The organism is Psychrosphaera sp. B3R10, assembly GCF_018861025.1.
Lineage (GTDB): Bacteria > Pseudomonadota > Gammaproteobacteria > Enterobacterales > Alteromonadaceae > Psychrosphaera > Psychrosphaera algicola.
This window is the reverse complement of record NZ_JAHKQH010000042.1, coordinates 86,953-108,270: the sequence shown is the minus strand read 5'-3', so window position 1 is coordinate 108,270 and position 21,318 is coordinate 86,953. Positions and strand designations below refer to the sequence as shown.

The 21,318-nt window shown below is 40.4% G+C and carries 16 protein-coding genes and 5 tRNA genes; 3 read left to right on the top strand and 18 right to left on the bottom strand.

Going from position 1 to position 21,318, the window contains the following annotated elements:
- The first annotated feature begins 94 nt into the window (after positions 1-94).
- Positions 95-1,003 (top strand): hypothetical protein, encoded by a 909-nt coding sequence (locus KO525_RS15935; RefSeq protein ID WP_215964828.1) that lies wholly within the window; start codon positions 95-97, stop codon positions 1,001-1,003.
- Entirely contained in the window at positions 1,000-1,281 is a 282-nt protein-coding gene (locus KO525_RS15930; RefSeq protein ID WP_215964827.1) for an EscU/YscU/HrcU family type III secretion system export apparatus switch protein, read from the top strand. Before KO525_RS15935 ends, KO525_RS15930 begins: the two co-directional genes overlap by 4 nt.
- A gap of 94 nt (positions 1,282-1,375) precedes the next feature.
- Here KO525_RS15930 and KO525_RS15925 read toward each other — a convergent pair whose 3' ends face one another.
- The 11 genes from KO525_RS15925 to KO525_RS15875 all read right to left on the bottom strand — a co-directional run bounded on the left by KO525_RS15925 (position 1,376) and on the right by KO525_RS15875 (position 10,502).
- Positions 1,376-3,226 carry a SurA N-terminal domain-containing protein gene (locus KO525_RS15925; RefSeq protein WP_215964826.1) on the bottom strand — a complete coding sequence of 617 codons (1,851 nt, stop codon included), beginning with the start codon at positions 3,224-3,226 and terminating at the stop codon, positions 1,376-1,378.
- Between the two features lie 238 nt (positions 3,227-3,464).
- Positions 3,465-3,737 carry an HU family DNA-binding protein gene (locus KO525_RS15920; protein ID WP_215964825.1) on the bottom strand — a complete coding sequence of 91 codons (273 nt, stop codon included), beginning with the start codon at positions 3,735-3,737 and terminating at the stop codon, positions 3,465-3,467.
- A gap of 216 nt (positions 3,738-3,953) precedes the next feature.
- Complete coding sequence (lon, locus tag KO525_RS15915) at positions 3,954-6,305, bottom strand: endopeptidase La (RefSeq protein WP_215964824.1); 2,352 nt, start codon at positions 6,303-6,305, stop codon at positions 3,954-3,956.
- Positions 6,306-6,417: 112 nt separating this feature from the next.
- On the bottom strand, positions 6,418-7,686 hold the full coding sequence (gene clpX, locus KO525_RS15910) for an ATP-dependent protease ATP-binding subunit ClpX (RefSeq protein ID WP_215964823.1): 1,269 nt from the start codon (positions 7,684-7,686) through the stop codon (positions 6,418-6,420).
- 86 nt (positions 7,687-7,772) lie between these two features.
- Positions 7,773-8,414, bottom strand: coding sequence for an ATP-dependent Clp endopeptidase proteolytic subunit ClpP (gene clpP, locus KO525_RS15905; protein WP_215964822.1), 642 nt, complete (start codon positions 8,412-8,414; stop codon positions 7,773-7,775).
- Positions 8,415-8,509: 95 nt separating this feature from the next.
- Positions 8,510-9,817, bottom strand: coding sequence for a trigger factor (tig, locus tag KO525_RS15900; RefSeq protein ID WP_215964821.1), 1,308 nt, complete (start codon positions 9,815-9,817; stop codon positions 8,510-8,512).
- Positions 9,818-10,032: 215 nt separating this feature from the next.
- Positions 10,033-10,109 (bottom strand) — tRNA-Pro (locus KO525_RS15895).
- Between the two features lie 14 nt (positions 10,110-10,123).
- Positions 10,124-10,208 (bottom strand) — tRNA-Leu (locus KO525_RS15890).
- Between the two features lie 6 nt (positions 10,209-10,214).
- Positions 10,215-10,290: transfer RNA gene (locus KO525_RS15885), tRNA-His, on the bottom strand.
- Positions 10,291-10,315: 25 nt separating this feature from the next.
- Positions 10,316-10,392, bottom strand: a tRNA-Arg gene (locus KO525_RS15880).
- A 33-nt stretch (positions 10,393-10,425) separates the two neighbouring features.
- Positions 10,426-10,502: transfer RNA gene (locus KO525_RS15875), tRNA-Pro, on the bottom strand.
- Positions 10,503-10,758: 256 nt separating this feature from the next.
- Here KO525_RS15875 and folD point away from each other — a divergent pair.
- Complete coding sequence (gene folD / locus KO525_RS15870) at positions 10,759-11,616, top strand: bifunctional methylenetetrahydrofolate dehydrogenase/methenyltetrahydrofolate cyclohydrolase FolD (protein ID WP_215964820.1); 858 nt, start codon at positions 10,759-10,761, stop codon at positions 11,614-11,616.
- A gap of 100 nt (positions 11,617-11,716) precedes the next feature.
- On the opposite strand, the gene purF is transcribed toward folD, so the two are convergent.
- The 7 genes from purF to KO525_RS15835 form a co-directional block, all read right to left on the bottom strand.
- Positions 11,717-13,231: an amidophosphoribosyltransferase gene (gene purF, locus KO525_RS15865; RefSeq protein ID WP_215964819.1), complete on the bottom strand. Its 1,515-nt coding sequence runs from the start codon at positions 13,229-13,231 to the stop codon at positions 11,717-11,719.
- Positions 13,232-13,244: 13 nt separating this feature from the next.
- On the bottom strand, positions 13,245-13,736 hold the full coding sequence (locus KO525_RS15860; RefSeq protein ID WP_215964818.1) for a CvpA family protein: 492 nt from the start codon (positions 13,734-13,736) through the stop codon (positions 13,245-13,247).
- A gap of 68 nt (positions 13,737-13,804) precedes the next feature.
- Positions 13,805-14,455 carry an SPOR domain-containing protein gene (locus KO525_RS15855; RefSeq protein WP_215964817.1) on the bottom strand — a complete coding sequence of 217 codons (651 nt, stop codon included), beginning with the start codon at positions 14,453-14,455 and terminating at the stop codon, positions 13,805-13,807.
- An 8-nt stretch (positions 14,456-14,463) separates the two neighbouring features.
- The gene (gene folC / locus KO525_RS15850; RefSeq protein WP_215964816.1) at positions 14,464-15,843 is read right to left on the bottom strand and encodes a bifunctional tetrahydrofolate synthase/dihydrofolate synthase; all 1,380 of its coding nucleotides are present in this window, start codon (positions 15,841-15,843) and stop codon (positions 14,464-14,466) included.
- Entirely contained in the window at positions 15,843-16,715 is an 873-nt protein-coding gene (gene accD / locus KO525_RS15845) for an acetyl-CoA carboxylase, carboxyltransferase subunit beta (RefSeq protein ID WP_215964815.1), read from the bottom strand. The genes folC and accD overlap by 1 nt, the downstream gene beginning before the upstream one ends.
- A gap of 199 nt (positions 16,716-16,914) precedes the next feature.
- Positions 16,915-17,700 carry a tRNA pseudouridine(38-40) synthase TruA gene (gene truA / locus KO525_RS15840; RefSeq protein ID WP_215964814.1) on the bottom strand — a complete coding sequence of 262 codons (786 nt, stop codon included), beginning with the start codon at positions 17,698-17,700 and terminating at the stop codon, positions 16,915-16,917.
- 62 nt (positions 17,701-17,762) lie between these two features.
- A complete protein-coding gene (locus KO525_RS15835) occupies positions 17,763-21,254 on the bottom strand; it encodes a FimV/HubP family polar landmark protein (RefSeq protein WP_215964813.1) in 3,492 nt (1,163 codons plus the stop codon).
- Between the last annotated feature and the right edge of the window lie 64 nt (positions 21,255-21,318).

Sequence of the window (21,318 nt, the reverse complement as noted above, 5' to 3'; positions counted from 1 at the left end):
TAATGAATTTGCCGCTACCTAGATATTCAGGCAAACTGATCACTAAATTTGCCACTTTTTGGTACTTTAAGAACACGCTCATAAGGTATTTATTGTGTCGCATATTCCAAGTTCTTCACAATTAGGACAAGTTACCCAAAACCGTGCTGCTGATGTAACTATTGCATTAGTATCGTCACCTATACGGGCTGTCGCTAAAGTAGATCAACATCTGCTCCTGACGGTCCAGAATATGCCTCAATTGACAAACATCGATATCTCGCCAAAACGGGTTTCCATTAACCAACGTCAACTATTGGATTCTCAAACCGTATTATTAATGCAAGCGACGACTCGATTAGAAGTTTATCTATCCTCCTCTCTTCGACCAGCGAACTTAACTCTCAATCCGGCAATGACGGTGCTGATGACGCAGTACCTCAGTAGACAACAAAATGATAAAAATGTTTCAGTGCCAAAGGAAATAAATAAACTTTTATCGCAATTAACGGGGGTTAGCTCATCTAAACTTGATCATCGGCTTACTCAACTGGAACTGAGAAATAACCAACTAACCGCCTTGCTATTCATGGATGACCCGATAACGGAAATAAGCGCCAGTAAAAGACAAATTGGACAAACAAACCAAGACAGTAGTTCGTCACTTCTAAATTTAATTATTTTGTTAGACGAAAAAGCCAAATCACTTATTTCAATAAAACAGCAATCGAGTTCAAATAACGATCAGAAGATAGAACAACAATTACTTTCATTCGACTTTCAAATCACCTTAGAAAGTATTGGAATTGCGCGTTGTAATGTCCGTTTACGTAATCAAGATTTGCAATTCACCAATACGTGTTCGTCTGCGGTCATGCTTGAGCGTGTGAACAGCTGTTGGCCCCTTTTACAAAATAGATTTACCGCATTAGGATTTGAATGCCAAGCTAACTTCGCAGTCGACAGTGCGTTAATTCAACCGTCGCCGGCTAAATCTACTGGTTTAATAGATATTAAGATATGAAAAATCATCATCATAAAAATACCGAAGCACTGTCTTTAGTTTACGATGGTTTTAGTGCACCTGAAATCGTCAGTAAAGGTTACAACGAACTCGCTGATCAAATTATTGAACACGCACGTGCCCATAATATATTGATACATAAAGATGAGGTATTGTTTAAACGGTTAGAAACAATGGCGGTAGGTGACAAAATCCCTCCAAATATGTACGTCGTCATCGCTGAACTTATCGCCTTTAGTTATTTACTTAAGGGTAAATTTCCAGATTCCTGGCAATAATTTGAATCGAAATCGTCTGTAGTTGACGATAAATTTTTGACATAAAAAAACCTCGAATAAATCGAGGTTTTTTGTTTTTTATACCAAAGCGGTATTAACGTTCAATTTCTGCACTTAGTCTAGCCGACTCAATAAATGCTTTGTTTGTCGCTTGAGATAAAATGCCGGCAACTTGTTCACCTGCATTTTTATCGCCATTAACATTGACATCTACGGCTTTTAAAACAACAACAGCTGCGCTGCCATTGGCCATATCAACCCAGTCTGAGCTCGTAGCGTCAGTTGCTGGTTTAGGCATTGTAAACACATGCTCTTTAACCGCTCTATCAACAGCAGTATTGTTACGATCTACACGAGTAAACGTTTCCGCAGCCAATGATGTGTCCGTTGTATAGTCAAACCCTTCAGAGATTTTAGCTAATAGCGCTTTAGCTTGCTCCTGAGCAAGTTCTGACGCTTTTTGTTTAGTTAATGCGCTTGTCACTAACCCTTTAACTTCTTCTAACGTCTGTGGGCGTGAGGCTTCATGCTCTAGGGCACGAACAACGATTGACTTGGTATCACTCAATTCAATCAGGTCACTATTTAGACCTTCAGAAATAAAGTCGACATCAAAGACTTTGTTCACTAATAGAGGATTGCTTAAGTCACCCGTTAATTGATAACGACTCGCCAATTTTTGAGTGCTTAATTCTAAACCAGCTTCTTTAGCCGCGTCAGTTAGATCATCCGGCACTTCAAAGGCCACTTCTGTCACTTTAGTTTGTGCTTCAATATACAATTCAGCAACTTTAGATTGACGTGCTTCTTCAGCAATAGTTTCTTTTACTTCAGCAAATGGCTTAACAACTTCAGGTGTTAACTCTGTTAACGTAATGAAATGCTGACCGCCGTCTGTTTCTACTAATGGTGAAACTTCACCAACTGTAGATAATGACGTTACTGCTGAGTCAAATGCGTCACCAAATACGCCAGATTCGAAATATTCTAAGTCACCACCGTTTTCAGCACTGAATGAATCTTCAGATAAAGACTTAGCTACGTCAGCGAAATTTTCGCCCGCATCTAGCTTAGCTTGAATTTCAGCAACCTTAGCTGCATCGCCAGATTCAACTAGAATATGTGAAATACGACGTTTTTCAGCTGTTGTAAACTCAGCAATATTATTTGTGTAATACGTTTTCAACTCTTCTTCAGAGACAACAACTTTACTTGCAAGTTTTTCGCTGTCGATCAAAATATATTCAAAAGAGATTTTTTCCTGCGTCTGGTAGCGAGATGCATTTAATTCAAAATAATTTTTGATGTCTGCTTCTTCAAGCGTAATTGACGCTTCTAATGCTTTTGCATCAAATTTGACTAAGTCAAATGAACGAGTTTGATTAAACAAAGCGGCAAATTGTTGCTTCTCTGACGGTAATACAAATTCAGAGCCCATTACAGAGCCTGCAAATTGCGTACGGCTCAATTGTTGACGTAACATTTCACGGAATTGACTAGCTGAATATCCCGCTTGGCGTATTTTTGCCAAGTAAATATCATTGCTAAATTCACCAGCGAGTTGGAAAGCTGGCATTTCGATAATTGCTTTACGAATTTGTTCGTCGCTAACGCGTACGCCAATTTCTTTAGCTTGTTGTTTTTGTAGCTCTTCAACAACTAAGTTATCAATAATTTGTTCGCGGTAAGTTGCAACATAGGCTTCGTCGGCAAATAATTGCTCTACCATTTCACCATATTGTGATTGCAATTGTTGACGACCATTTTGATATGCCTGATCAACTTCAGATTTGGTGATTTCAACACCATTAACTGAAATAACTGTGCTATCCGATGTACTATTTATATAACTACCGATACCACTAATGGCAAAGGTAAAAATAACTAAACCCAATACGGATTTGGCAACGATTCCTTGAGAACCTTCTCTAATTCTTTCTAGCATTTTCACTTCTCTTAGCTGAACTGGAATTCAAATCAAACTAACAATATAGGGTCAATATTGTTGACCTCAATCCCTAGCCTATTATAAAAAAAGCGCATCTTACCAGATGCGCTTTAATGCTTGAACCTTTAATTAGTAGAACAGTGGAAACACGACCTGAATAACAATGTGTGTTCCGGCACAACAGTCAATGATTATAGTGACTTTAATGCGCTTCCGTTTAATTAAAGAGTTTTAATTAGTTACAAGCGTCTTTTAACGCTTTACCAGCTTTAAACGCTGGAACTTTTGCTGCTGCAATTTCAATTGCTGCGCCAGTTTGCGGGTTGCGTCCAGTTCTTGCAGCTCGATCACGAACTGTAAAAGTACCAAAACCAACAAGAGCGACAGAATCGCCTTCCGCTAATGCGCCAGTTACGGCTTCAATGAATGAATCTAATGCACGACCAGCAGAAGCTTTTGAAATGTCAGCGCCTTCAGCCATTTTTTCGATCAGTTGAGATTTGTTCACAATATCATCCCCTATAATTTTTAAATTTTTTAATTTTTTTATTAACAGCTAGGTTTATCACTCAGGCTGTAGTCCATTATGAGTATCATCGGACTGTATATTTAAGGTCTGGAAAATTAGTCTCCTAATCCCCCTAGAGGCAATAAACTAGCACAGTCCGAGGTTTTGAAAAGCCTTTTTTAGTAAAAAATTGCTTTTTTTCACCTTTTTTTGATTTTATGCGCAATTTTCGGTCGAAATTCGTTCTACAGGCTGACTTAATGCCACATTGAGCACCTCATCAATCCATTTAACAGGAATAATCGTAAGGTCTTTTTTCACGTTATCAGGGATCTCTTCGAGGTCTCTTTCGTTTTCGTGAGGGATTAGAACCGTTTTAATGCCACCGCGATGTGCCGCAAGTAATTTTTCTTTCAGACCACCAATTGCTAGGACTTCGCCCCGCAATGTAATTTCACCAGTCATTGCAACATCAGCTTTCACTGGATTTCCTGTTAAACTAGACACTAACGAAGTTACCATACCAACACCGGCACTTGGGCCATCTTTTGGAGTTGCACCTTCTGGTACGTGAATATGAATATCGCGTTTCTCAGAAAAGTCAGTGTTAATACGAAGCGATTCGGCACGGCTTTTAACTACTGTTAATGCCGCTTGAATCGATTCTTTCATTACATCACCTAACGAGCCCGTATAGACGAGCTTGCCTTTGCCTGGGACAGTGGCACATTCAATAGTTAACAAGTCACCGCCAACCTGAGTCCATGCTAGGCCAGTTACCTGCCCTATTCTGTCGTCGCCTTCAACTTTTCCGTAATCGTAACGACGAACACCCAAATAATTATTTAAATTTGCAGCGTTGACAGTCACTGATGTTGTGTCTTTCTGCGTTAATATTTCAGTTACGACCTTGCGGCAAATTTTTGAAATTTCACGTTCTAAACTACGCACGCCAGCTTCACGCGTGTAATAGCGAACAATATCTACAATTGCATCTTCCGTTAAGTCAAATTCACCGTCTTTAAGGCCATTACGCTTTTTCTGCTTACTTAATAAATGTTCCAGCGCAATATTTACTTTTTCGTCTTCGGTATAACCGGCCAAACGAATAACTTCCATACGGTCTAATAATGGGCCTGGAATATCCATGCTGTTTGATGTCGCGACAAACATGATGTCAGACAAATCATAATCAACTTCTAAGTAGTGGTCATTAAACGCTGAGTTTTGCTCTGGGTCTAAAACTTCCAACAATGCAGACGATGGGTCGCCACGCATGTCCGAACTCATTTTATCGATTTCGTCTAATAGAAACAGTGGGTTTTTAACCCCAACTTTCGACATTTTTTGCACAATTTTACCCGGCATAGAGCCGATATACGTTCTTCTATGACCACGTATTTCAGCTTCATCACGCACACCACCTAATGCCATGCGAACATATTTACGTCCAGTCGCTTTAGCAATTGATTGACCTAGAGATGTTTTACCAACACCTGGAGGACCAACTAAACATAAGATTGGCCCTTTTAATTTACTTGTTCGTTGCTGCACCGCGAGATACTCGACAATACGTTCTTTAACTTTATCTAATCCGTAATGGTCAGAATCTAGAATATCCTGCGCTTTATTTAAGTCTTTTTTGACACGTGACTTTGCTTTCCAAGGTACGTTTGTCATCCATTCAATGTATCCACGAACCACAGTGGCTTCCGCAGACATAGCTGACATCATTTTTAATTTCTTAAGTTCTGAGCGTGTTTTAAGCTCAGCCTCTTCTGGCATTTCAGCTTCAACGATTTTTTGTTCTAATGAATCAAACTCGTCAACGCCGTCTTCAGTCTCGCCTAATTCTTTCTGAATGGCTTTCATTTGCTCATTCAAATAATATTCACGCTGACTTTTTTCCATCTGCTTTTTAACTCGGCCGCGGATTTTTTTCTCCACTTGCAACAAGTCTATTTCGCCTTCCATCAATGCCATTAAATATTCAAGACGTTCTCGAACATCTTCAATTTCTAATGCTTTTTGTTTCTCTTCAACTTTTAACGGCATATGGGATGCCATGGTATCGGCTAAGCGGTCTGCATCGTCGATACCTGAAACAGATGTTAAGACTTCAGGCGGGATCTTTTTATTAAGCTTAATATAGCCTTCAAACTGATTAATCGCTGAGCGGATCAATACTTCTTGCTCGCGTTCATCGGCTTCAAACACTTGAATTTGCTTAATGTTCGCTTCGAAATATTCGCCAGTTTCAGTATATTCACTAATTTTCGCGCGATAGTTTCCTTCGACAAGAACTTTAACGGTGCCGTCAGGTAATTTTAGCATCTGCAAAATAGTGGCTACTGTTCCAACGGTAAACAACTCTTCAACAGTTGGGTCATCAGTCGTTGGGTCTTTTTGAGCAACGAGAAAAATCTTTTTGTCTTTTTCCATAGCTTGTTCTAAACAGGCAATGGACTTTTCACGCCCAACAAAAAGTGGAATAACCATATGTGGGTAGACAACAACATCCCTTAAGGCTAAAACGGGGATATTAGAATTTGCGGGATCATGGGTCATATCAATGAATTCTCTGGATTCTGTTAATTACTAAGTATATGGGGCGGAGGAGAAAAAGTTCAATTGCTAAAAACAAAAAAGGAGTCAATTGACTCCTTTTTAATCGTTCCTGCTATTCAGGTACCGCTTTTGATTGTGAATTATCGTAAATAAGAATGGGATCTGAATCCCCGTCTATTACAGAAGCGTCCACAACAACTTTAGAAACATCGTCCATTGAAGGCAATTCATACATTGTATTTAACAATACACCTTCAATAATTGAACGAAGTCCACGCGCACCGGTTTTACGTTGCATTGCTTTTGCCGCAATTGCAGCTAAAGCATCTTCACGGAATTCAAGTTCGACGTCTTCTAATTTAAATAACGCACCATATTGTTTTGTTAGTGCATTCTTAGGTTCGCTTAAAATTTGTACCAAGGCATCTTGGTCTAGCTCACCTAATGTCGCAACAACTGGCAATCGACCAATAAACTCTGGTATCAAACCATATTTTACTAGGTCTTCTGGTTCAACATTTTGGAAATGTTCGGTTAACGTTTTAGCGTCAGCCATCGATTTCACTTCAGCGCCAAAACCAATTGCGGTGCCCGTTTCTGAGCGAGCTTCAATCACTTTATCTAGGCCTGCAAATGCACCACCACAGATAAATAAAATCTTCGAAGTATCAACCTGCAAAAATTCCTGCTGCGGATGTTTTCGACCACCTTGAGGCGGTATAGATGCAACAGTACCTTCGATCAGTTTTAATAGCGCTTGTTGAACACCTTCACCCGACACATCACGAGTGATTGACGGATTGTCAGCCTTGCGAGAGATTTTATCGATTTCGTCAATGTAAACAATACCGCGTTGGGCTTTCTCTACATCGTAATCGCATTTTTGCAAAAGCTTTTGAATAATGTTTTCAACGTCTTCACCAACATAACCGGCTTCGGTTAATGTCGTAGCATCAGCCATTGTAAACGGAACATCCAATAAGCGAGCTAATGTCTCTGCCAATAATGTTTTACCACTACCAGTCGGTCCGATTAGCAAGATATTACTTTTACCTAATTCAACGTCTAATTCGGTTCCGGCATTTTTAAGACGTTTATAGTGATTATAAACGGCTACAGACAATACTTTTTTGGCATGTTGTTGGCCAATAACGTAGTCGTCTAAATGCTTACAGATATCCATCGGAGTCGGTAAAGCTGAGTTATCACGCTTTGGTGATATCTCTTTTATTTCTTCGCGAATAATGTCGTTGCATAAATCAACGCATTCGTCACAAACATAAACAGAAGGGCCCGCAATCAGTTTTCTTACTTCATGCTGGCTCTTGCCGCAAAATGAACAATACAGTAGTTTGCTGTCGTTATCTGTATGCTCTGACATAAAGTCACCTCACTTTGCTAGCTACAAAACACTACTTAAGCGTAGTCAATAAAATTATATTTACCTATATCGGTCAATAGTAAATATTATTTAGTTTCACGGCTAGTTAAAATAGAATCAATTAAACCATAATCAAGGGCTTCTTGAGGGTTTAAGAAGTTATCACGGTCTGTATCTTTACATACCTTTTCAAAAGGTTGACCAGAGTGATCTGCCATTAAACGGTTTAAACGTTCTTTAATGGTTAAAATCTCTTTTGCATGGATTTCAAAATCAGACGCTTGGCCTTGAAAACCACCCAAAGGTTGATGGATCATCACCCGTGAGTTTGGCAAACAATGACGTTTACCTTTTGCTCCACCAGATAGTAAGAACGCGCCCATACTTGCTGCTTGTCCCATACATATCGTTGCGATGTCAGGTTTGATGAAATTCATCGTATCATAGATAGACATACCCGCTGTGACACTACCGCCTGGAGAATTAATATAAAGATAAATATCTTTATCAGGATTTTCAGACTCTAAAAACAATAATTGCGCACAGATTAAATTCGCCATGTGGTCTTCAACTTGACCAGTAAGAAATATAATGCGCTCTTTTAACAAGCGGCTGTAGATATCGTACGAACGTTCGCCTTTGGCTGTTTGTTCAACAACCATAGGAACTAATGCACTTAATACATCAGCAGGGTTACCGCCAGCCACAGTATTTGTGTGGTTAAACATAGACCTTCCTTAAAAACAAAAATGGCTCGAAATACATTTAGTATATCGAGCCATTTAACCTTGTGTTCAACCCCTAAGTCAATCGGGATTTCACATTAAGCTTGTTGAGGGTTCATTATTTCATCAAAGCTTACAGTTTTGTCCGTTACTTTTGCTTTTTCTAAAATCAAGTCAATGGCTTGATCTTCAGTTGCTAGGCTACGGATGTTTTGTAATAACTGCTCGTTTGAGTAGTAATGTTCAATAACTTCTTCAGGTGCTTCATAAGCAGACGCTTGAGTGTTAATAATTTCTTTAACACGGTCTTCGTCGGCTTTAATTTCGTTAGTTTTGATGAACTCACCAAGTAAAAGACCAGTACGAACGCGATCTTTAGCTTGCTGTTCAAACAACTCTGCAGGAAGGTCTGGCATGTTTGCTGGGTCCATTTGACCACCGAAACGTTCCATCGCTTGCTTGCGCAAAGTTTCAACTTCTTGGTCGATTAACGCTTTAGGCACGTCAATTTCATTTTTCGCCAATAAGCCTTTGATAGTTGATTCTTTTACTTTCGCTTTAAGTGCTTGAGAAAGTTCACGAGTCATGTTGTTTTTAACTTCTTCTTTAAGTGCGTCAACGCCGCCCTCTTCGATACCAAATTTAACAACAAATTCGTCGTTTAATTCAGGAAGTACTTGAACTTCAACTTTATTAACCGTTACAGCAAACTCAGCGTCTTTACCTTTAAGGTTTTCAGCGTGGTACTCTTCAGGGAATGTAACGTTTACTGTTACTTCTTCGCCTGCTTTCTTACCGATGATATCATCTTCGAAACCAGCGATCATACGGCCTTGGCCTAACTCAAGACTAAAGTCTTCAGCTTTGCCGCCTTCAAATTCTTCACCGTCAACTTTACCAACAAAGTTAATTGTAACTCGGCTACCGTCAGTTGCCGCTTCAGCTGTTTCTTCCCATGATGCTTGTTGCTTACGCAATGTTTCCATCATTTTAGCAAGATCTTCGTCAGTTACTTCAGCAACTAGACGTTCAATTTCGATTTCTTCAACCGCTTGCACTTCAACTTCTGGGAATATTTCAAACGTTGCAACGAATACTAAGTCTTCGCCACGTTTCATGTTTTTAGGTTCGAAATAAGGCGCGCCAGCTGGATTTACTTTTTCTTGAATTACAGCTTGGATGTAGTTTTGTTGCATTTGCTCTTGAGCAACTTCAGCAAAAACTGATTGACCGTAACGTTTTTCAATTACAGTAACAGGAACCTTTCCTTTACGGAAACCATCGATACGCGCAGTTTTACCAACTTCACGTAAACGTTTTTTAACTAGTTCTTCGATTGAACCTGAAGGAAGCGTAATTGTAAGACGACGCTCTAAACCTTGAGTCGTTTCTAATGAAACTTGCATTTTCTACCTCAATTATTTTTATCTTGATGGCCGGAAGTTGTAAATCATAGACAACGGCCCGAATTCATGTTCTTAAAATGACGGCGCATTATAGCCATGTCTTTATTAATCGTCCATCCAAAACACAGCCAAATGACTTAAATAATGAGCAAACGAGTAAATAAATTTGATTTTTTTGACTTTACGGAGAAATGTGGACTTTAAAATGGATTTAATGGTCGGTGTTGCAGGATTCGAACCTGCGACCCCTTCGACCCAAACGAAGTGCGCTACCAAGCTGCGCTAAACACCGACAAATAAAAGTATTGGTGCGGAAGGAGAGACTTGAACTCTCACACCTTGCGATACTGGAACCTAAATCCAGCGCGTCTACCAATTCCGCCACTTCCGCAAAAGATGGGGTGACTGATGGGACTTGAACCCACGACAACCGGAATCACAATCCGGGGCTCTACCAACTGAGCTACAATCACCGCTATAGGACGTGTCAACGAGAAATGGCGCACCCGGTAGGATTCGAACCTACGACCGACGCCTTAGAAGGGCGTTGCTCTATCCAGCTGAGCTACGGGCGCATAACCTACGGGAAATATTTCAAAAATTTAAAGTGGTCGGTGTTGCAGGATTCGAACCTGCGACCCCTTCGACCCAAACGAAGTGCGCTACCAAGCTGCGCTAAACACCGACTTTAAATCTTTGAGAAATTGCTTCCTCGCGACAGGGCGGCATATTACGGATAACCCCTTTTGCAGTCAAACACTTTTTGAAAGATTTTTATCGTTTGGCGATTTTTACAGCAAATGGGTTAACTTTAACCAAGTTTTGTCTAAAACACATGCAAATTTAAGATAAACCTCAACATTGTCTCTATTTATAAATGCGAACGTTCTTTAAAAGGTTTACAATTCACTCAGTTTTTAGCATTTATTTTAGAGAGCGGTATGACTGCAAAATTAATTGATGGCAAAGCAATTGCCAAAACAGTAAGGGATAAAGTTAAAACTGGCGTCGCTGCACGCGTCAAAGCCGGTAAACGAGCGCCTGGGCTTGCTGTGATACTCGTTGGACACGATCCGGCGTCACAGGTCTATGTAGGCAACAAAAAACGCGCCTGCGAAGAAGTAGGCTTAGTTTCTAAGTCTTTTGACCTGCCAAGTGAATCAACTGAACAAGAGTTATTGACGTTAATAGACGAATTAAATGAAGATAAAGAGATAGATGGCATTTTAGTGCAACTTCCTTTACCTCATGGCTTAAACGTAGAGACCATTTTGGAACGTATACATCCACATAAAGATGTTGACGGTTTCCATCCATATAACATTGGCCGTTTAGCGCAACGTGTCCCTGCCCTTCGCCCTTGCACGCCAAAAGGCATTATGACATTGCTGGCTAATACCAGCACAGAATTTAAAGGTAAACATGCCGTTGTTGTTGGCGCGTCTAATATTGTCGGTCGCCCGATGTCCTTAGAATTATTACTGGCGGGTTGTACAACAACTGTTTGTCATAAATTCACAAAAGATTTAGAACAACAAGTACGTCGCGCGGAAATTTTGGTTATTGCTGTAGGTAAACCAGAATTTATTCCAGGCACTTGGGTTAAAGAAGGTGCGGTCGTTATTGATGTTGGTATAAATCGATTAGAATCAGGAAAATTAGTTGGTGATATTAAATTTGACGACGCAGTTGAGCGTGCAAGTTGGATAACACCTGTCCCTGGTGGTGTTGGACCAATGACAGTGGCTTCACTAGTAGAAAATACGTTAGAAGCCTGTGAAAAGTTCCACAGCAAATAATTGAGTAGACGCTATTTTGAGAAATTAACATTTTCAAAAGCTAGAATTAAAAAGGCCAGATTAAATCTGGCCTTTTTAGTTTGAGTCACAACAAAGACAATTAATTCTCTTCGTTATGCATTTCCAAACCATTATCTAATGGCTCTGGACGATTTGCTTTGGCATTATCATTACGCGTCGTTTCTAATGACTCAAGATAATTTTGGTCAATATCGTTAGTAATGTAATTACCGTTGAAAACCGAAGTTTCAAATGACACTAATGAATCATTTTCTTCTCGTACTGCAGATTCTAAATCTTCAAGCGATTGGAAAATAAGTTCATCGGCACCAATCATCTCAGCAATTTCTTCAACATCACGCCCGTGGGCAATTAGTTCATTAGCCGACGGCATATCGATACCATACACATTTGGAAAACGAATTTCCGGAGCCGCAGAGGCAAAGTAAACTTTTGCCGCGCCCGCTTCTCGTGCCATGTCGATAATTTGCTCCGATGTGGTACCACGTACAATCGAGTCATCAACTAACAATACATTTTTACCTTTGAATTCAACTTCAATGGTATTTAATTTACGGCGTACAGACTTTTTACGCTCTGCTTGACCAGGCATGATAAACGTTCGACCAACATATCTGTTTTTTACAAATCCTTGGCGATACGGTAAATCAAGTTCGTGGGCAATCTGTAGTGCAATATCGCAACTTGTTTCTGGTACAGGCACAACGACGTCGATGTCTAAGTCAGCCCATTCACGCTTGATCTTACGGCCTAAATATTCACCCATCTTGACACGAGAACCATAGACTGAAACATCATTAAGTCGCGAATCTGGACGAGCAAAATAAACGTATTCAAAGATACACGGAACACATTTAGCGTTGTCAAAGCACTGTTGAGTAAACAACTCACCAGACTCAGAAATATAAATTGCTTCACCAGGCGCAACATCTCGCACCAACTTAAAACCATCGATATCAAGTGCGACACTTTCAGAGGCAACCATATATTCGATACCATCTTCGGTTTCACGTTGACCCAGTACAAGTGGGCGAATACCGTTAGGATCTCTAAATGCTAATAAACCATGACCAATAATGACTGAAACAACAGCATAAGCACCACGGATAACTTGATGAACTCGAGAAACCGCATTAAAAATATCATCTGGTTTTAACTCTAACAATTTAGATTCACATAATTCATGTGCCAAAATGTTAAGTAACAATTCAGAATCGGAAGTTGTATTGATATGACGGCGAGCTTCTTTGAACAACAATTCACGTAACTCAGCAGCATTGGTCAAATTGCCGTTATGGGCAAGAGCAATACCAAAAGGTGAGTTAACATAGAACGGTTGAGCTTCAGAAGAACTAGAGCTACCCGCAGTTGGGTAACGAACATGGCCAATCCCCATGTTGCCTTGTAAGCGTTGCATATGACGTTCTTGGAACACGTCACGAACAAAACCGTTGCCTTTTCTCAATCGAAAATGACCATCATCAATAGTCACAATACCAGCGGCGTCTTGCCCACGATGTTGTAATACTGTTAATCCATCATAAATAATTTGATTAACAGAAGATTTTCCAACAATTCCCACAATACCACACATGATTAGCTCTCCATCAATGTTGTGTCGACAATAAACTTGAATTTTGTTGTAACAATTCGAAGAACCAATCAACTACGATTGTAAATTCTGGAATCAGTACAGATGTTTTCCACCAATCAGCACCGTTAGCGGGCGTCATAGTGTCTAGAAATAATAATGTAGCCGCAACGATTAATACGCCACGTAACCCACCGAACACCATGCCGAGCATTTTGTCAGTGCCACTTAAACCTGTGTAATGGACAATCTCTGATAACAAATGATTAATCAGAGCACCTAAAATGAGAGTAATTACAAATAGAATTGCGATAGCAGCGCCATTGCGCACGAGTTCTTTTTCGATACCCGTTAGATAAACTGCAAGATCGGCATAGAAGCGACTTGCTATGAAGAAGGCAGAAACCCAGACGGCAAGAGACACCGCTTCTTTTATAAATCCACGAACTAAGCTTATTAACGCCGAAATAGCAACAATAGCGATAATCGCGTAATCGATCCAAACCATTAAAATTTCGTTTAACCTGCTGGGTAAATTTCGGCGCGAATTCTAACAGAAGCCAAATTCACAAGCCACTACTTTATCGGATCGTAGCGGGTTATTTTCCCCTCTACATCGGCAATTTCTTTTATCTTGGCTTGCGCTAAAATAAGGACATCTTTATTTAACTCTGGACCTAAATAGACCTTAGACAAGACGCCCCCCTTGGTCTGCACAGGTTTGGTAAACGTTTTTAGCCCTGCATCTGCTAGCTTTTGTCGCAATACATTGACATTCTCTTTGTGCTTAAAACTACCAAGCTGCAATATCCAAGCTGGTTCTTTAAATTTGACTTGATTACTAACCGGCGTTGGTGTTGATGCTGATTGGAAATTCGATGTTTCTTCTTTTAAAGTCGATACTTGGGTCGAATCCCCTTTTTCAATAATATCAGCAGCCGCAACATTCACACTGCCGTCTTGATTAACAGACTGCTTTTCTGATTCATTATCAGAGTCACTTGGCTTTGTATTATTTACTGGCGCGTTTAACATTGCATCAGATATTTGCTGCGCTGGAAATTCGGTCAAAATCGGCTGTTCATTAATTTCCGGTTTCGCTGGGACTTTTTTAAACTCTTCTTTTGTCAGTTGTTTTTCACCGTCGAGTAGGTCTGGCAAAAAAACAACACCTGCGATTACGATGATCAACATACCAACTAAACGTTGCTTAATTATTTCACTCACAAAAATCCCTAACCTTTTACATCATTACACGACAAAATTTCAGCCACAGTGTAAAACGAACCAACGCCAAGTAAAAGCGTATCAGCATCTATTTTTGTCGATGCACTTCTCCACGCTGACTTAACATCGTCGTGTATTACAATATTTGTTTCACCTATTTTAGCCAATTGCTGCTTGATGACATCTTTGGTTGCAGCCCTTTTGTTGTCTTTAAGTGAACCTAAATGCCAGTTCCGGACATGTGGTGCTAAACATTTTAGTGAAGCTTCAATATCTTTATCTGCCATCATGGCAAGAACCACATCGATTTGTTTGACCTGTGCAAACATTGGGTGCGTTTTTATGGTATCAATTAAATAATTTAACGCATGGGTGTTGTGCCCGACATCGACCATAGCCAAACCGGTTGGTACTTTGGGCTGAGCATCAATGACACTGTCAGGTGTGATGCTCGCTGCATTTACGGATTGCGCTTCATCATCAATCGATATCAATTGCATACGGCCATACAATGAGATTGTTGAACATAAAGACTGTAACGTGCTTAAGTCGAGCTCGATACCTAACAAATTTAGCCCTACAATTGCGGTAGCCACGTTTTGAATAGGGATTAGAGGTCTTGGTAAGTTTGCAAAGTTAAATGTGTTACAGGACAACTGCCAGTGTGTATGGTCTTTTGAATAACTCACCTGATAATCGCGCCCTGCAACTATCAAGTCACTGACGTTTAAATTTTCAGCTTGTTCAAACACCGTAACTGGTGGCTCTATCATTCCCACCAGTGCCGGTTTATCGGCGCGGAAAATACCGGCTTTTTCAAAACCAATTAATTCAATTGTGTCGCCTAACCAATCAGTATGATCAAGTCCTAATGACGTCACTATCGATAAGTCATGGGGGAGAATATTTGTTGCATCTAGTCGACCACCTAGGCCAACTTCAACTAATACATAATCTAATTCTGCTTGCTTAAAAATAGAAAACGCGGCCAATGTACCGTATTCAAAATACGTCAGTGGTGTCGTACCGCGAATTTTCTCTATATATTGAAATGCTGCAACATGCTGCTCATCGCCAAGCAAAGAATCATTAATACGCACGCGCTCATGGTAAACGTGCATATGCGGCGAACTATAGACACCGACCGAAAAACCTTTATCGAGCAAATACTGCTCCATAAAACGAATCGTCGTGCCTTTGCCATTAGTTCCGGCAACTAGAACAATTTTCGATTTACCAAAGGTTGTCAGTTGGCCTTGTTCCGCAACGGCTCTAACCCGTTGTAATCCCAATTCAATCTCTGCTGGATGTTGAGACTCTAAATAAAAAAGCCAGTCATTGAGAGACTGGCTTGTAGGACAAGTTTGAATTGTCTTTTGTGTTGTCATTACGCCATTCTGTGTTCTTTTTCCAATGACGGTAGTTTACACATTTTTGCGAACAAACGTGCAACAGTATTTCGCATTTCGCGTCGGTCAACAATCATATCAATTGCACCATGCTCTAATAAAAACTCACTGCGTTGGAAACCTTCAGGTAATTTTTCACGAACCGTTTGTTCGATAACTCGAGGGCCCGCAAAACCAATCAATGCTTTAGGTTCACCAATATTAACATCGCCTAACATCGCCAAACTTGCAGAAACACCACCCATAGTAGGATCGGTTAATACTGAGATGTAAGGGATGCCTTTTTCGCTTAACTTAGCCAACGCCGCACTTGTTTTTGCCATTTGCATTAAAGAAAATAAGGCTTCTTGCATACGTGCGCCACCTGAGGCAGAAAAACAAATAAATGGAATGTTTTCATTCAAACAAACATTTATCGCTTGCACAAACTTTTCGCCAACAACCGTAGCCATTGACCCGCCCATAAAAGAAAATTCAAACGAAGCAGCAACACAAGGTACGCCTTTTACACGACCTTTCATTACTATCATTGCGTCTTTTTCGTTACTTTGTTTTTGCGCCGCTGAAATACGGTCTTTATACTTTTTGGTGTCTCTGAAAGACAATACGTCTTGAGGTTCAAGATCCGCAGCTATCTCTACTTTTTCACCTGAGTCTAAAAATAATTCTAAACGCTTGCGACCAGTCAAACGCATATGATGGTCACATTTAGGGCAAACGCCTTGTTCTTTCTCTAAATCATTTTTATATAAAATAGAGTCACAACTTGTACACTTTGTCCAAATCCCTTCTGGGATGTTGCGTTTAGTTGATGTATTTGTTCTTGGAAGGATCTTTTCTATCCAGCTCATGTGATTGCTACCTGTGTAATGCTGTGGTCAATATGGGCCATTTATCTAGATGGGCAAGGCGTTTAAACGACTTGAACTGCATCAAATATTTAGACCGACGTCAAAATTGGCCCTATTAAACCACAATGTTTATGAAAAGAACTCATTAAACTGGTCTTATTTGTCGATAATGACCTTCTAAAAACCACTAATTTGAATTCTATTCTGGTAAAAACAGTGGTCCGGCACTTGATTTTGGCAAGTCAAAAATTTCTGGATATTCCACTTCAATTAAATAAAGACCGTTTGGCTTTGCAGTTTCACCGGCCTGTCTTCTATCTTTAACTGCCAACAACTCACCTACCCATTCAATAGGCTTATCGCCGCGACCTACCGCAATAAGACTTCCTGCAATATTACGAACCATATGGTGGACAAATGCATTGGCTTTTATATCTATAACTATAAATTCGTTATGGCGGGTCACTTTAATAAAGTGCATAAAGCGAACTGGTGATTTAGATTGGCATTGTGAAGCTCGAAAAGAACTAAAATCATTTTCGCCTAACAATGCCTGTGCTGCGATATGCATCTTTTTTTCATCAAGTGGCATGTGATAATGGCTCAAACCATGATTGAGTATGCCAGGACGAAGTTTGCCATTGTAGATAATATAGCGATATCGCCGTGCTGTCGCAGAAAAGCGAGCGTGGAAATCGTCAGGAACAACTTTCATCCAACGGACTGCAACAGCGTCAGGCAAATTGGTATTGACCCCGAGAGTCCAGCCCCGCTCACCACGAACAGAGTCTGTTTCAAAATGCACAACTTGCCCAGTACCATGTACGCCTGTATCGGTGCGACCAGCACAAAATACATTAACTTTGTGATTAGCGACTTTCGATAAAGCGGCTTCTAAAACTTCTTGTACTGTCTCAACATCATTTTGCCTTTGCCAACCACAAAACTTTGCACCGTCATACTCTACGCCTAAGGCAATTCTCATAAGACCTAACTTAATATCTAAAAAGGTGCAAAATTATAAAAAACTGGCAGATTTATTCAATCTTATTTGTTAATAAATTCTTTTAATAGCAGATCAGCCTGTTCAATTGCGTCCGCATGACCAGTTTCTCGAATTTCATTTAATAGCAATTGTGCGTTTTCTTCATCGTCCATTTCAAGGTAAGTTCGCGCCAAATCCAGTTGCGATGCCATTCCACCATCTTCCAAGTCAACGTCAACTGAGCCACGTTCGCCATCTAATTCGTCAAAATCATCTAATCCAACATCGATATCAAAATCGTCTGGCACATTCGTTTCGTCACCATCACCAAGCTCGTCGATTAAATTATCAACACTGACAAAATCTAATTCTTCCGCTGTCAAATCAACATCGGCGGCTAAATCGTCTCCGAGTTCATCCGCAATATCTAACGCAGGTTCAGCAACATTACTAGCTGTATCATCTCCGCTCGGTAATTTTTGTTCAGTTACATCTGGTTCAAGCTCTGCAGTGCCAAAATCATCCGACAATTCCGATAATAAATCGTCAAAATCAGCCTGTTCCAATTCATCGATACTAAAGGATTCTTCAGTGTTTTTAGCCGACCCATTATCATCGCTGTCTGTTGGATCAGCCGCTGAATCTAAATCGATGTCTTCTTCACCAAATTCTTCATTCAGTAAATTCTCAATATCAGAGTCACCAAAACCGGCATTCATCAAATCAGCATCAGACATTAATTCTTCTGAGGATAATTCAGGATCCGACAGTAAACTTTCGATATCTGCGTCGATTAAATTATCTTCATCTGGTTCTTCGGATTCGTCTTCTCCGTCAAGGCTTAGTAACGAGTCTGGATCAAAATCATTGTCTTCATCATCCATAGAATCGTCATCTAACGACTCATCAAGATTTAATTCGGGGTAAACGTCAAGTTCAGCACTCGCTTCAACATCTCTAATAGGCTGGTCGCTTTCTGCTTCATTTTCATCTAAATCTATGTCGTCTAATTCTGACTCGTCTGCAAGTTCATCAAATGAATCGTCGTCTTCTTCGTCTTCTGCATCAAGCTCTTCAGTTTCTAAATCGGATTGTTCTAAGTCAAATTCATCAAGTTCTGACTCATCGAACTCTGGCTCTTCTAGTTCTGGTTCTTCAAGCGTTGGCTCTTCTAGCTCTGGTTCTTCTAGTTCTGGTTCTTCTAGTTCTGGCTCTTCTAGCTCTGGCTCTTCTAGTTCTGGTTCTTCTAGCTCTGGTTCTTCTAGCTCTGGTTCTTCTAGCTCTGGCTCTTCTAGCTCTAGCTCTGGATCTTCTAGCGCTGGTTCTTCTAATTCTAGTTCTGGTTCTTCTAGCGTTTCGTCAAGCAATTCTGTATCTAATTGCTCATCGTCTAGATTGAGGGCATCTAACTCATCTATTGCATCAAGTTCACTTTCTTCTAAGCCATCTATTTCAGATTCGATTTCGGCAAGTTCACTTGCTTCTTCAAGATCTAATTCTTCATCAATTGCCTCGTCAACGAGAGCATCTTCCTGCGACGGTGTTTCATCAGCCGCTGGTTCTGCAACCGGTTCATCGAGTAAATCTGCGATCAATTCGTCAGACTCGACTTCGCTAGTTTCCTGTTCAGTCTCATCTTCTTCTATTGTCGGATCAGTCTCATCACCATCAAATAGTGAATCGTCAACATCACCGATTTCAGGTTCAATGTGCGCTTCTAATGGCTCAGCCTGAGTTTCAGCAAGCAGAGCGTCAATATCATCCATTTCATCATCAGAATCAGTCGATGCTTGCCCTTTTTCTTCATCGCCCTCAGCCAAATTGGCGCTATCTATGAGTGCGTCAATATCAAATTCATCATCATCTACAGGGTTTTCTTGCTCTGGGGTAGCCTCTGGTTCAACCGTTGCTGAATCGATACCAGCTTCATCGATGAGTTGATCAACATCAAATTCATCTTCCGCTTCAACTTCAGGTTCAGGCTCTGTTTCGGATTCATCTGCAGTTTCTTGCTCTGACGCTTGGTCAATTAAATCATCGATGTCAAAATCGTCATCGTCATCTGTAACACCACTAAATTCTTCTTCGGTATCGAGATCATCTAGATCGTCACCAATGCCCAACTCGTCCATAATCTCATCGACATCATCAACGCCAGTATCAAGCATAGTGTCTTCGTCGATTTCTGAACCATCATCTTCAGCCATTAACTGGTCGATATCGTCCGAACTTAATAAGTTATCGACATCTAAATCGTCGCCATCTAAATCGTCATCTTCCGATAACAATTCATCAATATCTGATGCCTGTAACAAGCCATCATCAGCACTCAATAAATCGTCGTTATCAGACTCGTCATCCAATAAAATTTCTTCCGAATCGTCACTTAATAGGTCATCAGCGAGTAGGTCATCATCAAAGTCATCGCCACCTAAATCAAGATCATCGCCGAGGTCTAAATCGTCACCAATGTCTAAGGTGTCAGTTATATCTAGCTCATCTTCTACGTCAAGTTGAATGTCATCATCGTGCAGTAGATCATCGCCTAAATCTAAATTATCTAACCCCTCGTCTAATTCATCAACCGGCTCAGACAGGTCAAGATCCGCCATCGTTGCTGCGGCCGCTGTCGCAGCAATTGGCGCTAAGACGTCAGGGGATTCTTGTTCTGATGCTTTAGGTTTGTTGCGATTACGCAGTTTCATTGCGACTAAAACCAACAACAAAATAAGAATAGAACTCGAAATAATGATCATTCCTAAGGTCGTTTTTGCAAAAGCAACAAACTCTTCCCACACCGTTGTTTCTTCAACTAATGCCGTTGTGTTCGTTAGATTTTGCTCTGACGTTATCCTTACCTGTTCTAAAAGCGCTAACTCCGCTTGGCGAATTTCGCGCTCTTTTAGCAACTCTTCCTGCATACGGAGCAGCTGTTCACCTAAAGCGGTAATTTTGTCCTGTAATAATTTATTTTCTGATAAAACATTTTCTACTGTCTGTTTAGACGAGTCGAATTGAACTTGTATTGAATTAAGTTTTTCGATGTTTTCTACTTGAGCTGCTTCAAGTTTCTTTTCTATTTCTTGCTTAGCGACTTTGACATCAATCTGTTTTGCACCTTCGATTGGTGACAGTAAAGTTTCACGCTTATTTTCAGTAAATTTACCGGCCAATTTGTCGGCCCATAATTTATCATCTGCGTCCGCACGCTGCTTAGCGTATTTTCGGTCTATACCTTTAACTTCTGCATGACTTGGGATCTTTAGATATTCGCCGTCTTTAAGGCCATTTAAGTTGTCAAATTCAAATGCTTGAGGGTTTTTCTTTAATACCGCCACCATAACCTGGTAAACCGATACATCATTTTTGACTCGGAATTTATTGCCCAATTTCCACATGGTATCGCGACTTGACACAGGGCCATAAATTTCCCCCATCGCACCATAGTCGACCCCCTTAGGGCCTTTTAAGCGTGACTCAGGCTTCGCGACAGAGAGATTGGCGACTAAAAAAGTTAGCGCGATAAAAAGCAAAATTTTAAGACTAGAACGCATCGATAATATCCAAATCAATCAAAACCTACACAAAACAATTACCTTTGTTTTATGTTAGACCAAA